We start from the raw sequence: 13879 nt of genomic DNA on the forward strand, positions 1-13879 counted from the left end.
CGTGGGTGCCGGACGCGCACGTGTCGGACGTGCGTACGTAAATGAAGTGTGCCGCCCGGGAGGCCGGACGGCACACGCGGGGCCTACGAGCGTGGGCCGAGGGTCCAGCGAGGTCCGGACGGGCTGTCCTCGATGACGAGCCCGGACTGGCCCAGCTGGTCGCGGATGGCGTCGGCCGCGGGCCAGTCCTTGCGCTCGCGGGCCGCCTGCCGCTGGTCCAGGACCAGGCGTACGAGCGTGTCGACGACCCCGTGCAGGTCGTCGCCGCGGTCGTCGCCGCCGGCCCAGTGGTCGTCGAGCGGGTCGAGGCCGAGGACGCCGAGCATCGCCCGGACCTCCCCGAGCCGGGCGACCGCGCTCTCCTTGTCGTCGGCGGCCAGCGCGGAGTTGCCCTGCCGGACCGTGGTGTGGACGATCGCGAGCGCCTGCGGGACGCCCAGGTCGTCGTCCATCGCCTCGGCGAAGGCGGGCGGCACCTCGGTGGCGGGGGCGACCTGCTCGCCCGCCTTCTCGGTGACGCGCTGGACGAAGCCCTCGATCCGCGCGAACGCGGACTCGGCCTCGCGCAGGGCCTCCTCGCTGTACTCGATCATCGACCGGTAGTGCGGGGTGCCGAGGTAGTAGCGCAGCACGATCGGGCGCCACGCCTTGACCATCTCGCTGACCAGGACCGAGTTGCCCAGCGACTTCGACATCTTCTCGCCGGACATGGTGACCCAGCCGTTGTGCACCCAGTACTTCGCGAACTCGTCGCCGAACGCCTTGGCCTGGGCGATCTCGTTCTCGTGGTGCGGGAAGATCAGGTCGATGCCGCCGCCGTGGATGTCGAAGGCGGTGCCGAGGTACTTGTGCGCCATGGCGGAGCACTCCAGGTGCCAGCCGGGGCGGCCGCGGCCCCACGGGGTCTCCCAGCTGGGCTCGCCCGGCTTGGCCGCCTTCCACATGGCGAAGTCGCGCTGGTCGCGCTTTCCGGTCTCGTCGCCGGAGGGCTGGCGCAGGTCGTCGAGATCCTGGTTGGAGAGCTCCAGGTAGCCGGGGAAGGAGCGCACGTCGAAGTAGACGTTGCCGTCCGCCTCGTAGGCGTGACCGCGCTCGATCAGGCCCCGCATCATCTCGATCATCTCGGGCACGTGGCCGGTCGCACGCGGTTCGTAGGTGGGCGGGAGGCAGCCGAGCGCGTCGTAGCCGGCGTTGAACGCCCGCTCGTTCTCGTAGCCGATGGCCCACCACGGGCGGCCCTGCTCGGCCGACTTCGTGATGATCTTGTCGTCGATGTCGGTGACGTTCCGGATGAACGTGACGTCGTAGCCGCGGTACTCGAACCAGCGGCGCATGATGTCGAAGTTCAGCCCGGACCGGATGTGCCCGATGTGCGGAGCGGCCTGGACGGTCGCGCCACAGAGGTAGATCGAGACACAGCCCGCGGTGAGCGGTACGAAGTCACGGATCTGCCGGGCGCTGGTGTCGTACAGGCGAAGAGTCACGCCTCAAGGGTAGTGGGCGCGCACCAGTGCCCCGCGACCTCTTGGCAAATCGCGGGGCGGACTTCGTGGCGCGGCGGCGGTTCAGACCCGGCCGACGACCTTCCTCGGCGTGATCCGGACGATCACCCGCTCCGCGTCGTCGTTCGCGGCCGAGGGGTTGAACTCCGCGAACTTCTTGCCGGTGTACTTCAGCGACAGCTCGTTCATGAGGTCCTCGGCGCCCTCGGTGGACAGCTCGGCGGTGCCGCGGATCTCGGCGTAGGTGTACGGGGCGGCGAACGGCTGCACGACCACGGAGACCCGCGGGTCCCGGCGCAGGTTCTGCTCCTTGCGGCGGCCCACCGACGTCGAGATCAGCAGGTCGTCGCCGTCCCGCTTGACCCAGACGGGGGAGAGCTGGGGGCTGCCGTCGGGCTGGATGGTGGCGACGGTGACGAAGACGGGGCTGTCGAGGAGTTCCTTGAGTCCTGCGGAGAGTGCGGCGGTCATGGCGTACGTCCTCCCGAGACGATCGGTGCTTCCTTCCGGTGGCGCAACCTCCGCTCAGCCGCTCAGATTCCCCTTTTCCCGGCCATTCACCGGAAGGGTGGAAGCCAGCACGGCGCCGGTCAGCGGTACGGCGGCGAGGACCGCCCAGCGGAGGGGGCCGGGCGCCTGGAGCAGCGCCCCGGTGGCGGCGCTGCCGACGAGCACGGCGATCCCGGAGACGGACGAGAGCGCCCCGGTGGCCAGCCCGAGCCGTCGGTCGTCGACCAGGTCCGGTACGAGCCCGCGCGCGGCCGGGACCAGCAGCATCTGGCCGAGGGTGAGCAGGACGACGAGGACGGCCCCGGGCAGCAGCCCGCCGGGCCCGGCCGGGGCGAGCGGGACGGCGGCGAACCCGGCGGCCACGACGAGCAGCCCCGTGACGAGCGCGGTGCGCGGGGCGGTCCGGCGGGCGGCGAAGCGGGTGAGCGGCAGCTGGGCGCAGACGACCAGCAGCGAGGAGAGCGCGAACAGCCAGCCGAGCGCGGACTGCGTCCCGGTGGCCTCCTCCACCTCGGCGGGCAGCGCGAGGTAGAGCTGGTTGTACGCGATCAGGTAGCTGCTGTACGCGAGGCAGAGCACCAGGAAGGGGCGGTTGCCGAACACCTCGCGCACGGAGTGCCGGGGGCGGGCCGTACGGGTGACGGGGGCGCGGCGGGGCATCAGCCGGGCATGTCCGGCGAGGACCGCGGCGAAGACCAGCGCGCCCGCGAGGCAGGTGGCCCGGAAGCCGTCGTCGAGGAGCAGGAGCAGGGAGCCGAGCAGCGGTCCGACGAAGGCCCCGGCCTGTCCGGCGGCGGAGAAGACGGCGAGGACCTGGGCGCGCGGGGTGCCGGTGGCCCGTTCGTGGCGGACGGCCTCGCGGGCGGTCTCGGACTCGACGGCGGGCGAGAACAGCGCGGCGGCGAAGCCGACCAGGACCACCGCGGCGATGACCGTCGCGGTCGATCCGGCGACGGCCAGCCAGCCGAATCCGGCGATCCGCAGGGCGCAGCCGGCGAGGACGACGGGCCGGGGCCCGTACCGGTCGGTGAGGGCGCCGCCGACGACGAAGAGGCCCTGCTGGCTGAAGGTGCGCAGGCCGAGGACGAGGCCGACGAGCCAGCCGGCCATGCCGAGACCGGTGCCGAGGTGTCCGGCGAGGTAGGGCAGTACGGCGTAGAAGCCGGTGTTGAAGGCGAACTGGGTGGTGGTGAGGAGGCGGAGGTAGGGGGTGGTGGTGGCCCGCCGTGCGGGTGCCTCGGCGACGGGGAGCATCACGGTGCCTTCGTACGGCCGCGGACCGCCGCCGCGGTGAGGACGGCCAGGGCGCCGAGGACGGCCAGGGCGGCGGCCGGGGCCAGTACGGGCCAGGGGGCGCGTTCGGCGTACGGGAGGTTCTCCGCGAGCATCCGGCCCCACTCCGGCGCCGGGGGCTGCGCGCCCAGGCCGAGGAAGCCGAGCGAGGCGAGGGCCAGGGCGATGGCCGGGACGCGCAGCACGGCGTGGCGCAGGACCGGGGGCAGCACGGCGGGCAGCAGGTGGCGCCGGGCCACGTGCCGGGGGCCGGCGCCCGTCGCGCGGGCCGCCGCGATGTGCGGGGCCGCCTTCTCCTGGGCGTACAGGGCGGAGGTGTGGGCGGCGAGCGGGGCCCAGGCGACGGCCGCGACGGCGACGGCGGCGCCCCACGGGCCGGGGCCCGCGATGCCCGCGACGACCAGGCCGGAGAGGATCGCGGGCAGGGCGTTGGCGCTCTCGGTGAGCGCGCCGGCCCGGACCGCGCCGAGGACCAGCCCGGCCAGCAGGGTCGCGGCGGAGACGGCGAGCGCGGTGAGGACGGTGCGGGCGGCGCCGTGGCCGAGGCGGGCCAGGACGTCGCGGCCGAGCTGGTCGGTGCCCAGGGGGTGGGCGGCGGACGGGGCGGCGAGCCGGGCGGCGGCGTCGACGTGCAGCGGGTCGCGCAGCAGCCCGGCGACGGTGGCCGCGACGAGGAGCACGGCGAGCAGCACGGCCCCGGCGGTGAGCAGCCGCCGGGCGGGCAGGACCGGGGGGACCAGCGCGGGGAGCGCCCCGTCGCGCAGTGCGGGGCCGAGCAGGGTGCGGGCGGCGAGCCGGGTGACGGCGCCGGCGAGGACGCCGAGGAGCAGCAGGACCAGGACGCAGGACTGGAGGACCGGCAGGTCCTGGGCGAGGGCCGCGGCCAGCGCCGTACCGCCGAGGCCGGGCACGGCGTACAGGGTCTCGACGGCGACGGCGCCGCCGGTGAGCCCGACGACGACCAGGCCGAGCTGGGGCAGCAGTCCGGGCAGGGTGCGGCGCAGGGCGTGCCGGGCGACGCGGCGGCCGGGCAGTCCGCCCGCGGCCGCCGCCCGCGCCCACGGTTCGGCGAAGGCGGCGGGCAGCGCGTCGTCGAGCAGCCGGCCGAGCAGCGCGCCCGCCGGTACGCCCATGGCCAGCGCGGGCAGCACCGCCTGGGCGGGGCTCCCCCAGCCGAGCGCGGGCAGCCAGCCGAGCCGTACGGCGACGACGGCGGCCAGCACGGCGGCGAGCAGGAACTCCGGCAGCGCGGCGAGGACGGCGGCGAGCGCCCCGGCCCGCGCGGTGACGATCCGCCGCCGCGCCCCGCGCCGCAGCGTGCCCGCGCAGAGGGCGGCGGCCAGCGCCAGGGCGACGGCGAGCGAGAGGCCCATCAGGGTGAGCGAGACGCCGAGCGCGGACCGGACGTCGGGGGCGACCGGCTGTCCGGAGACCCAGGAGGTGCCGAGGTCGCCGTGGAGCAGCCCGGCCAGCCAGCGGCCGAGGACGGTGAGCGGGCCGCCGTCGAGTCCGGTTCCGGCGCGGATCGCGTCGAGGGTCTCGGGGGTGGGCGGCCGGTCGGCGTACCGGGCGTGCAGGATCGTGAGCGCCGGGTCGGTCCGGGTCAGCCGGGGCAGCAGCCCGATGACGGCGACGACCGCGAGGAGGGTGCCCAGCCGCCCCGCCAGGTGCTTCACCCGGTCACCCGACGCGGGTGTCGGCGGTGATCAGGGTCCGTTCCATCGGGTCGAGCGAGACGCCGTGGACGCGGCTCCCGTCGTAGCCCTGGACGAAGCGCTCGTGGAGCAGCGGGACGAGGGCGTCGGTGCCGAGGACACCGGCCTCGGCGGCCATCTCGGCGCGGTGGCGGGCGGCGGTGTCGGCGAGGGTTCCGGCCTTGTCCACGGCGGCGTCGACGCGCTTGTCGCAGAGCTGGGAGATGTTGAAGCTGCCGTCGCAGGTGAAGTCGGAGGCGAGGTAGGAGACCGGGTCGGCGGTGTCCAGGAGGGTGTTGCGGGCCTGGATGAACGCGTCGAACTTCCCGGCCAGCGCGTCGGCCTCCAGCTGGGCGTAGTCGCGGACGACCTGCTTGACGGTGAAGCCGCGGGCGGTGAGCTGCTGCTGGACGACGGTGGCGACCTCGGGCAGCTCGGGCCGGTTGGTGTACGTGGCGAGGACGACCTCCCCCGTCTTCGCGACCTGCTCCTTGCTCGCGGCCTTCGCCCGGTGGGCGGGGGCGGTCCGGTCGGCGGCGGCCCAGGGGACGCCGGGGCCGAGGAGGCCCTTGGCGGTGTCGGCGCGGCCCTCGTAGACGCCCTTGACCAGGGCGGCCGAGTCGATCGCCTCGCGGGCGGCGGCGCGCATCGCCGGGTCGGCGAAGACCCCGCGCCGGGTGTTGAGGGAGAGGCCGTTGGTGCGGGCGGAGGGGAATTCGTGGACCAGCCCGTCGCCGAGGAGGGGCACCTGGGAGAGCGGTACGTACTCGGCGACGTCGGCGGCCCCGGTGCGCAGGGCGTTGGCCCGGGCGGTGCCGTCGGCGACGAACTTCACGTCGACGCCGGGGGCCTTGGCCTTGCTGCCCCAGTAGCCGTCGTTGCGGCCGAGGGTGGCGCTGACGGCGCCGTTGACCTTGGTGAGGGTGAAGGGGCCGGTGGCGTGCCCGGCGGGGTCCGCCTTGCCGTCGGCGTACGCGGCGCCGGAGAGGATCGTGAGCGAGGGGTTGGCCAGGCGCTGGGGCAGCAGCGGGTCCGGGGTCGCGGTGGTGATCCGCACGGTCCGGGTGTCCGGGGTGGCGACGGTGAGGCGGGTGTCGCTGAGGACGCGCGGCTTGGGGGACGCCTTCTCGGCGGCGCGCAGCGAGCGGGCGACGGCGGCCGCGTCCAGCTCCGTGCCGTCCTGGAAGCGGGCCTCGCGCAGCGTGAAGGTCCAGGTGCGGTCGTTCTCGCGCTTCCATGAGGTGGCGAGGGCGGGCTTGGGCGCGCCGTTGGCGTCCAGCGCGGTGAGGCCCTCGATCACGGCGAGCCGGCTGAGGGTGACCGCGTCGTCGCCGTAGGGGGACATGGCCTGGGCGGGCGGGAAGGCCATGACGACCCGGAGCCGTTGCGCACCGCCGCCGGAGCCGCCGGAGCCGTTCGAGGACGAACAGGCGGTGGCCAGCGGGACGAGGAGGGCGGCGGCGAGGAGCGCCGCGGGCAGCGCGGGGCGACGGCTTCGGGGCAGGGACATGAAAGCGACCTTATATGAAAATGATTGTCATTTAACAGGTGGGGGCGTTACCTGACCGGGGCGGCGGGCGCCGGGGCCGTCACCGGCATCGGCAGTTCGAAGTGGACGATGCCCTGCCCACCGCCCGGGAACGCGCGCTCGTCGCAGACCTCCTCGGCGAGCGAACGCCAGAACGGCTCCGCGCCGGGCACCGCCGGGTCGGTGTGCAGGTAGATCGCCTCGTACCCGCCCGCCCGCGCGGCGAAGTCGCACAGCTCGCGCACCAGCCGCCTAGCCAGCCCGTGCCTGCGGTGGCCGGGAGCGACGTAGATCCGGCAGAGCTGGGCCGTGGTGCCGGACGGGAAGCGGTCCGCGACCCACCGCGGATTGGGCGGCGCCTGCGGGCCCCGGTCGCGCACCGCACCGGTGGCGACGATCTCCCCGCCGCGCTCGACGACCAGCAGGGTGCACCGCTTGGGCCGCAGGTAGGCGGCCTCGGGGTCGATGATGTCGGCGTGCCAGCGCGGCACGTAGCCGGACTTCAGGTCGCGGTAGACGGTGTCCAGCATCACGGCCCGCGCCCCGCCGAGATCGGCCGCGGTGGCGGTGCGCAGGACGTATCCGTCGGTCTCGGGCGCCGCCGGCGCCTGGGTCATGGTGCTCATCGGCGGCTCACCGTTCTCCTGCCTCTACGACACATCGCTTGCCGTACCAGCGTACGTGCAAGCGATGTGCAACAAGAGGCGCGGTCCGGCGTACCGCCAGGTCAGGGCCGTGCCACCGGTCAGGCTGTGCGGTAGACCAGCGCGGTCGCGATGCCCGCGAGCCCCTCGCCCCGGCCGGTGAAGCCCAGCCCGTCCGAGGTGGCGGCGGAGAGCGAGACGGGCGCGCCCACGGCGGCCGACAGCACCCGCTGCGCCTCCTCGCGCCGCTTGCCGATCTTCGGCCGTACACCGACGACCTGGACGGCCACGTTGCCGATCTCGAAGCCTCCGGCCCGGACGATCCGGGCCGCCTCGGTGAGCAGGGTCACCCCGGCCGCGCCGGACCACTCGGGGCGGCCGGTCCCGAAGTGCTGCCCGAGGTCACCGAGCCCGGCGGCCGAGAACAGCGCGTTGCACGCGGCATGGGCCACGACGTCGGCGTCCGAGTGCCCGGCGAGCCCGGGCCCCTCGCCCTCCCAGCGCAGCCCCGCGCACCACAGCTCGCGCCCCTCCTCGAAGGCGTGGATGTCGGTGCCGATCCCCACCAGCGGGATCACCGGCCCGGTCCGCCCCAAGGAGGAAACCGTTTCCTCGGATGCCGTCGCCTTCTCAGAAGCCATCGTTCGCCCTCCTGCGTGCGAGTACCGCCTCGGCCAGCACCAGATCGAGCGGCCGGGTCACCTTGAACGCCTCTTCGTGCCCGGGGACGACCACGACGGGCGCCCCGGTCCGCTCCACCATGCCCGCGTCGTCCGTCGCACCCTCGCCGCTGAGCGCGACGGTCTCGTGCGCGCGGACGAGCGTGTCCCGGTCGAAGCCCTGCGGGGTCTGCACCGCGCGCAGCCTGGCCCGTACGGGCGTGCCGAGCACCGGCTCCGGCTCCCCCGGCGCCCCCGGCTCGACCTCTTTGACCGTGTCGGCCAGCGGCAGCGCCGGTACGACGGCGGGCGCCCCGCCCCGTACCGCCTCGACCACCGCGTCGACCGTGTCGACCGGCACCAGCGGGCGGGCGGCGTCGTGGACCAGGACGACGGAGACGTCCTCGGGCAGCGCCTCGACACCGAGCCGCACCGACTCCTGGCGGGTGGCGCCGCCGGGCACGACCAGGTAGTCGGTGCGCTCGGGCAGGGCGTGCTCGTCGAGGAGGTTCTTGACCTCGGGGGCGCCCTCCGGCGGCGCCACGACGACGACCAGGGAGACGGCGCGGGAGGCCGCCATGGCCCGGACCGCGTGGATGAGCATGGGCGTACCGCCCAGCGCGCGGAGCGCCTTGGGGGCGCCCGGACCGAGCCGCACACCGCGGCCGGCCGCGGGAATCACGGCGGCGGTGCGGGACGGACGCGATTGATCAGACATCGGTTGCACTCCGAAGCTTCGGCATGTTTGTTTCCACGGCCGACATGGGTATGGCCAGAAGCGAGCCGGGCGCCCAGTCCCGACTCGGCCGGGCCCTTTCCGTGACACCCGGCCGATTCGGACCAGCCGCCCCGGCGGCTCGGGGTCGACCGCACAAGATCGCGAGCAAGGTATCGGGGCTCTCACCGATGAAGCCAACGCATCGGTGAGTCCAGATACATTTCAGCCAGGCTGCGTTGAAATCAAGACATCCGCAGCCTGGTAATAGGCATGCCTTAGACATGCCGCAGTGCCCGGCGACATACCGTGAATAGGGATGTCAGCGGGCACTGCGGCACATTGATGGGGACACCGACCGATCACCACCGGCACGGTTAATCGCGTCGACGAGACCGACTCGGCTTCGAACAGCGCGCCCCGACCGGTTCCGGTTCAGTACGGCCGGTTCGTTCCGATCGACTCAGCCCGACCGGGCCCGGTCCGATCGGCTCAGGATGCGAGGACCTCGTCGAGCAGGGCCTCGGCCTTGTCTTCGTTGGTGTTCTCCGCCAGGGCGAGCTCGCTCACCAGAATCTGGCGGGCCTTGGCGAGCATCCGCTTCTCACCTGCGGAAAGTCCGCGCTCGCGCTCACGACGCCACAGGTCGCGAACCACTTCGGCGACCTTGATGACATCGCCGGAGGCGAGCTTCTCGAGATTTGCCTTGTAGCGCCGGGACCAGTTCGTCGGCTCTTCGGCGTACGGTGCGCGCAGCACCTCGAAGACCCGGTCCAGCCCCTCCTGCCCGACTACGTCGCGCACACCCACGAACTCCGCATTGTCCGCCGGCACACGAACCGTCAAGTCGCCCTGGGCGACCTTGAGCACCAAGTAGGTCTTGTCCACGCCTTTGATCTGGCGAGTTTCGATAGCCTCGATCAGCGCGGCCCCGTGATGGGGATAGACCACGGTGTCGCCAACCTTGAACGTCATGTGACAGGTACCCCTTCCGTGGCTATCAAGCGTAACACGAGAACGGCTTCTCCTGAATGGCGTTTTCGCAGGTCAGGGCATATCTCGGGGCTTGACAACAGCGACGGGCACGTGCTGCGGAAGACTTACGGAGGGCGGTATTCGCAGGTCGGAGCGGTTGTGCGGGCAAGGTGAAACACACACGTCCCACACATCCGAACCACCCGGCGAAGGTGACGAACATCCCGTTTTGCCGGATTCCGGATGCCAGACTTTCCCTACTCCGTTCGGAGATCGATCACCCGTCCGAGGGTAAGCGGAGGTAAGTGGCGTTGATCAATGGAATTGATCGCCGGCGCGGCATGATCGCTTATGCGCTCGGAATGCGCCACGCTCCATGAATTGATCACCGGCGATATGTGAACAGCACGTGTCAACGCGTGCCGGTCCGTTTCGGAGGGGCTCCGAGGACACCCGCCCGTACCTCTTCGTCCGCGCGGCGCGACCCTCGGTGATCCGAACGGAAGACCAGGGACACCGTCTTTGGGGCGGGTCGGGTGCGGGGGCGGCGGGGCGGCTCGGTAGCCTAAGGCCGCTGACACACCCTTAGGGCGGCTTTACGCGGCCGTCCTCCCCCGTCCGCCGCCCGAACGTTCAAGGAGTTGCCGCCGCCGTGAGCCGCAGCCTTCGACACGGCGCCCTCGCCGCCACTGCCATCGTGTTCTCGATCGCCTCGCTCGCCGCGTGCGGCGCGGGCAATGACGCAGCGACGCTGCAGGTCAAGCCGGACAATGCCGCCACCACCATCGGCGACATCAGCGTCCAGAACGTGAACGTCATCACCCAGCCCCGGCTCACCGCCGAGGGCCCGGCCGTCATCGCCGCGACGCTGTTCAACAACGGCACCAAGACGCAGACCCTGAAGTCCGTGGCCCTCCAGGCCGGGGGCGCCCCGGTGCAGCTGCACCCCGCCAAGGGCGAGAGCCGGATCGTGGTCCCGGCCGGCGGCAAGGTGACCCTGGGCGGCGCGAACAACGCCGCCGCCGTGATCGAGGGCGGCTCGGAGGCCGCCAAGGCGGGCGGCGTGCAGCGCGTCGTCTTCACCTTCAGCTCGACCGGCGAGGTCCCGATCGACGCCCTCGTCGTGCCCGCGGAGAGCTACTTCAAGGGCTACGGCCCGAGCAGCCTGCCCGTGCTGCCGTCGAAGACCCCCGCGTCGCCGACCGGCTCCGCCACCAACAAGCCCGCCGAGGGCGCGTCCGGCGACGCCGTGCCGGACGCCCCGAGCGACTCCACGTCCGCCTCGGCCGACTCGCACTGACCGTACGCCGCACGGCGGGGCCCCGGCCCTGACCCCGCGCGCATACGTGAACGGCGGAGGGCGCCCTCCCTTTCGAGGGGGCGCCCTCCGCCGTTTCCGTGCGCTTCCGCGCGCCGGTGACGGCCTACGGCTCGAACTTGTAGCCCAGGCCCCGCACCGTCACCAGGAAGCGGGGAGCGCCCGGGTCGGGCTCGATCTTGGCGCGCAGCCGCTTGACGTGGACGTCGAGGGTCTTGGTGTCGCCGACGTAGTCCGCGCCCCACACCCGGTCGATCAGCTGCATACGGGTCAGGACCCGGCCCGCGTTGCGCAGCAGCATCTCCAGGAGGTCGAACTCCTTGAGCGGCAGGTCGACCTTGCCGCCGGCGACCGTCACGACGTGGCGGTCCACGTCCATCCGGACCGGGCCCGCCTCCAGGGCCGCGGGGGTGACCTCCTCCGGCTCGCCGCGGCGGCGGAGCACCGCGCGGATGCGGGCGACCAGCTCCCGCGAGGAGAACGGCTTGGTCACGTAGTCGTCGGCTCCTATTTCCAGGCCGACGACCTTGTCGATCTCGCTGTCCTTCGCCGTGACCATGATCACGGGGACGTTGGACCTGCTGCGCAGCTGACGGCAGACCTCGGTGCCGGGCAGGCCCGGAAGCATCAGGTCGAGCAGGACGAGGTCGGCGCCGTTGCGCTCGAACTCGTCAAGCCCGTCCGGGCCGGTGGCCGCGATGGCGACCTCGAAGCCCTCCTTGCGGAGCATGTAGGACAGGGCGTCGCTGAAGGATTCCTCATCCTCGACGACGAGCACTCGGGTCACGGAAGGACCTCCGGGGCTGGGATTGGTTCAAGGGTGTCGGGGTGGGCGGGTCCCTCGGGACCCTCGTCGTCGTTGACGGTGCGCGGCCCGGCCGGACCGCGGTCGCGCTCCCGTACGGAGCCCGCTTCGGGCAGCCGCAGGGTGAAGGTGGAGCCCTGGCCCTCCGAGCTCCAGACCGTGACCTCCCCGCCGTGCGAGGCGGCCACGTGCTTCACGATGGCGAGGCCGAGGCCGGTGCCACCGGTGGCCCGTGAGCGGGCCGGGTCGACGCGGTAGAACCGTTCGAAGACCCGCTCGCGGTCCTTCTCCGAGATGCCTATGCCCTGGTCGGTCACGGCGATCTCGATCTGGTCCCCGCCGGGTACGGACACCCGCCGGGCGGCGATGCCCACCCGGGTACGGGCGGGGCTGTAGTTGACGGCGTTCTCGACGAGGTTGCCGAGGGCCGCGGCGAGCTGTCCGCGGTTGCCCCAGATGTGAAGCTCCGCGGTGCCGCCGGCCGCCATGGTGATCTGCTTGGAGCCGGCCTGCTGGCGGCAGCGGTCGATGGCCTCGGCCACCAGCTCGTCCACCCGGACCGGCTCGGCGTCCTCCAGCGGGTCGTCGTTCTGCACCCGCGAGAGGTCGATGATCTCCTGGACGAGGTTGGTCAGCCGGGTCGCCTCGACCTGCATCCGGCCCGCGAAGCGCTCCACCGCCTCCGGGTCGTCGCTGGCGTCCATCACGGCCTCGGAGAGCAGCGAGAGCGCCCCCACCGGGGTCTTCAGTTCATGGCTGACGTTGGCGACGAAGTCGCGTCGTACCGCTTCTATCCGGCGGGCCTCCGTGAGGTCCTCGACCAGCAGGAGCACCAGGCGGGAGCCGAGCGGGGCGACCCGGGCGGAGACCGCGAGGGCCTCGCCCCGGCCGGTCCCGCGCCGGGGCAGGTCCAGCTCGACCTGGCGTATCTCGCCGTCCCTGCGGGTGTCCCGGGCCATGTTGAGCATCGGTTCCACCGCGAGCCGACCGCCCCGTACCAGCCCCAGCGCATAGGCGGCGGAGCTGGCCTTGACCACGCTGTCGCTCTCGTCGAGCACCACCGCCGACGAGCTGAGCACGGACAGGACCGTGTCCACTCCGGGCGGAAGGGGGGCGTTGCTGTCGGGCCGCATGGAGGTCCGCGTCGGCTTCTTCTGGTCGCGCTCGCTCCAGCGGAACGCGAGCATGGCGATCACACCGGTGCCCGCACCGCCGATCGCCGCAGCTGCGGCGACTGCCGCGTTCACGTCCATACGTCAAGGTTATGCGGGTACCGGAGGACTCTCCCAGCCATCCGAGTGCCTGTCCGAACACTCGTCGCCCAGAGTTCACCGAGGGGCAAGGGCTGGTTCACTTGGGCGGCCGGAGCCCGACGCGTAGGCGCCCCAAGGTGGCAGCGTGGGGTTCGAAGCTGGCCCCGGCCTTACGAAGAGGACTGGAGAGGGACTTCCATGCGTGACGCGTACCACGAGGAACTCGACTCGATCGGCGAAGGTCTGGTCGAGATGGCCCGGCTCGTCGGGTCGGCGATCGGCCGGGCGACGACCTCCATGCTCGATGCCGATCTCAAGCTCGCGGAGAGCGTGATCGCCGCCGACCAGAAGGTCGACGACCTTCAGCACGACCTGGAGGCGCGGGCCATCGCCCTGCTCGCGCGCCAGCAGCCCGTCGCGACGGACCTGCGCATAGTGGTCACCTCCCTGCGGATGAGCGCCGACCTGGAGCGCTCGGGCGACCTCGCCCAGCACGTCGCCAAGCTGGCCCGGCTGCGTTTCCCGGCGTCGGCGGTCCCGCACGACCTGCACGCCACCATCCTGGAGATGGGGCAGCTGGCGCAGCGCCTGATGGCCAAGGCCGCCGAGGTCATCATCACCAAGGACGTCGACCTGGCCCTCCAGCTGGAGCAGGACGACGACGAGATGGACCTGCTGCACCGCACGCTCTTCCAGCACCTGATGGACGACCGCTGGAAGCACGGCATCGAGACCGCCGTGGACGTGACGCTGCTCGGCCGCTACTACGAGCGCTTCGCGGACCACGCGGTGTCGGTGGCGAAGCGGGTGGTGTACCTGGTGACGGGCGAGCACGCGGACGAGATCCAGCAGCAGGCGGCGGTGGAGGGCGCCTGACACGGGTACGCGGGGGCGTGCGGGCCGCCACCGGGGGCGCGTAAGAGGGCGTGCGCGGGGCGCATGGGCGGCCCTGCGCGAGTGCGCCGTTGATGCGCCCGCCGGTG

General features: G+C 72.7%; 13 protein-coding genes. 2 read left to right on the forward strand and 11 right to left on the reverse strand.

The window, feature by feature from the left end:
• Positions 1–83: 83 nt before the first annotated feature.
• The 9 genes from cysS to ACIQGQ_RS13445 all read right to left on the reverse strand — a co-directional run bounded on the left by cysS (position 84) and on the right by ACIQGQ_RS13445 (position 9520).
• Positions 84–1484, reverse strand: coding sequence for a cysteine--tRNA ligase (gene cysS, locus ACIQGQ_RS13405; protein ID WP_402394529.1), 1401 nt, complete (start codon positions 1482–1484; stop codon positions 84–86).
• 81 nt (positions 1485–1565) lie between these two features.
• Positions 1566–1973, reverse strand: a complete 408-nt coding sequence (locus tag ACIQGQ_RS13410) for a PPOX class F420-dependent oxidoreductase (protein WP_402394532.1) — start codon at positions 1971–1973, stop codon at positions 1566–1568.
• 54 nt (positions 1974–2027) lie between these two features.
• Positions 2028–3266, reverse strand: coding sequence for an MDR family MFS transporter (locus tag ACIQGQ_RS13415; protein WP_402394844.1), 1239 nt, complete (start codon positions 3264–3266; stop codon positions 2028–2030).
• Positions 3266–4981, reverse strand: a complete 1716-nt coding sequence (locus tag ACIQGQ_RS13420; RefSeq protein ID WP_402394535.1) for an ABC transporter permease subunit — start codon at positions 4979–4981, stop codon at positions 3266–3268. The genes ACIQGQ_RS13415 and ACIQGQ_RS13420 overlap by 1 nt, the downstream gene beginning before the upstream one ends.
• Before the next feature lie 4 nt (positions 4982–4985).
• Positions 4986–6509 (reverse strand): ABC transporter substrate-binding protein, encoded by a 1524-nt coding sequence (locus ACIQGQ_RS13425; protein WP_402394537.1) that lies wholly within the window; start codon positions 6507–6509, stop codon positions 4986–4988.
• Between the two features lie 47 nt (positions 6510–6556).
• Positions 6557–7153, reverse strand: a complete 597-nt coding sequence (locus ACIQGQ_RS13430; protein ID WP_402394540.1) for a GNAT family N-acetyltransferase — start codon at positions 7151–7153, stop codon at positions 6557–6559.
• A gap of 119 nt (positions 7154–7272) precedes the next feature.
• The gene (gene ispF / locus ACIQGQ_RS13435) at positions 7273–7812 is read right to left on the reverse strand and encodes a 2-C-methyl-D-erythritol 2,4-cyclodiphosphate synthase (protein ID WP_402394543.1); all 540 of its coding nucleotides are present in this window, start codon (positions 7810–7812) and stop codon (positions 7273–7275) included.
• Complete coding sequence (ispD, locus tag ACIQGQ_RS13440) at positions 7802–8548, reverse strand: 2-C-methyl-D-erythritol 4-phosphate cytidylyltransferase (RefSeq protein WP_402394546.1); 747 nt, start codon at positions 8546–8548, stop codon at positions 7802–7804. The genes ispF and ispD overlap by 11 nt, the downstream gene beginning before the upstream one ends.
• 489 nt (positions 8549–9037) lie before the next feature.
• Positions 9038–9520, reverse strand: a complete 483-nt coding sequence (locus ACIQGQ_RS13445) for a CarD family transcriptional regulator (RefSeq protein WP_006380568.1) — start codon at positions 9518–9520, stop codon at positions 9038–9040.
• A 652-nt stretch (positions 9521–10172) separates the two neighbouring features.
• Between ACIQGQ_RS13445 and ACIQGQ_RS13450 the strand changes: the two genes are divergently transcribed.
• Positions 10173–10820 (forward strand): DUF461 domain-containing protein, encoded by a 648-nt coding sequence (locus tag ACIQGQ_RS13450; protein WP_402394548.1) that lies wholly within the window; start codon positions 10173–10175, stop codon positions 10818–10820.
• A gap of 124 nt (positions 10821–10944) precedes the next feature.
• On the opposite strand, the gene ACIQGQ_RS13455 is transcribed toward ACIQGQ_RS13450, so the two are convergent.
• Positions 10945–11625 (reverse strand): response regulator transcription factor, encoded by a 681-nt coding sequence (locus tag ACIQGQ_RS13455; RefSeq protein WP_072487966.1) that lies wholly within the window; start codon positions 11623–11625, stop codon positions 10945–10947.
• Positions 11622–12896, reverse strand: a complete 1275-nt coding sequence (locus ACIQGQ_RS13460) for a sensor histidine kinase (RefSeq protein ID WP_402394551.1) — start codon at positions 12894–12896, stop codon at positions 11622–11624. The genes ACIQGQ_RS13455 and ACIQGQ_RS13460 overlap by 4 nt, the downstream gene beginning before the upstream one ends.
• 198 nt (positions 12897–13094) lie before the next feature.
• On the opposite strand from ACIQGQ_RS13460, the gene phoU reads away from it, so the two are divergent.
• Positions 13095–13772 (forward strand): phosphate signaling complex protein PhoU, encoded by a 678-nt coding sequence (phoU, locus tag ACIQGQ_RS13465; RefSeq protein ID WP_352279022.1) that lies wholly within the window; start codon positions 13095–13097, stop codon positions 13770–13772.
• The last annotated feature ends 107 nt before the right edge of the window (positions 13773–13879 follow it).

This window comes from Streptomyces sp. NPDC092952 (assembly GCF_044754785.1).
Classification (GTDB): Bacteria; Actinomycetota; Actinomycetes; order Streptomycetales; family Streptomycetaceae; genus Streptomyces.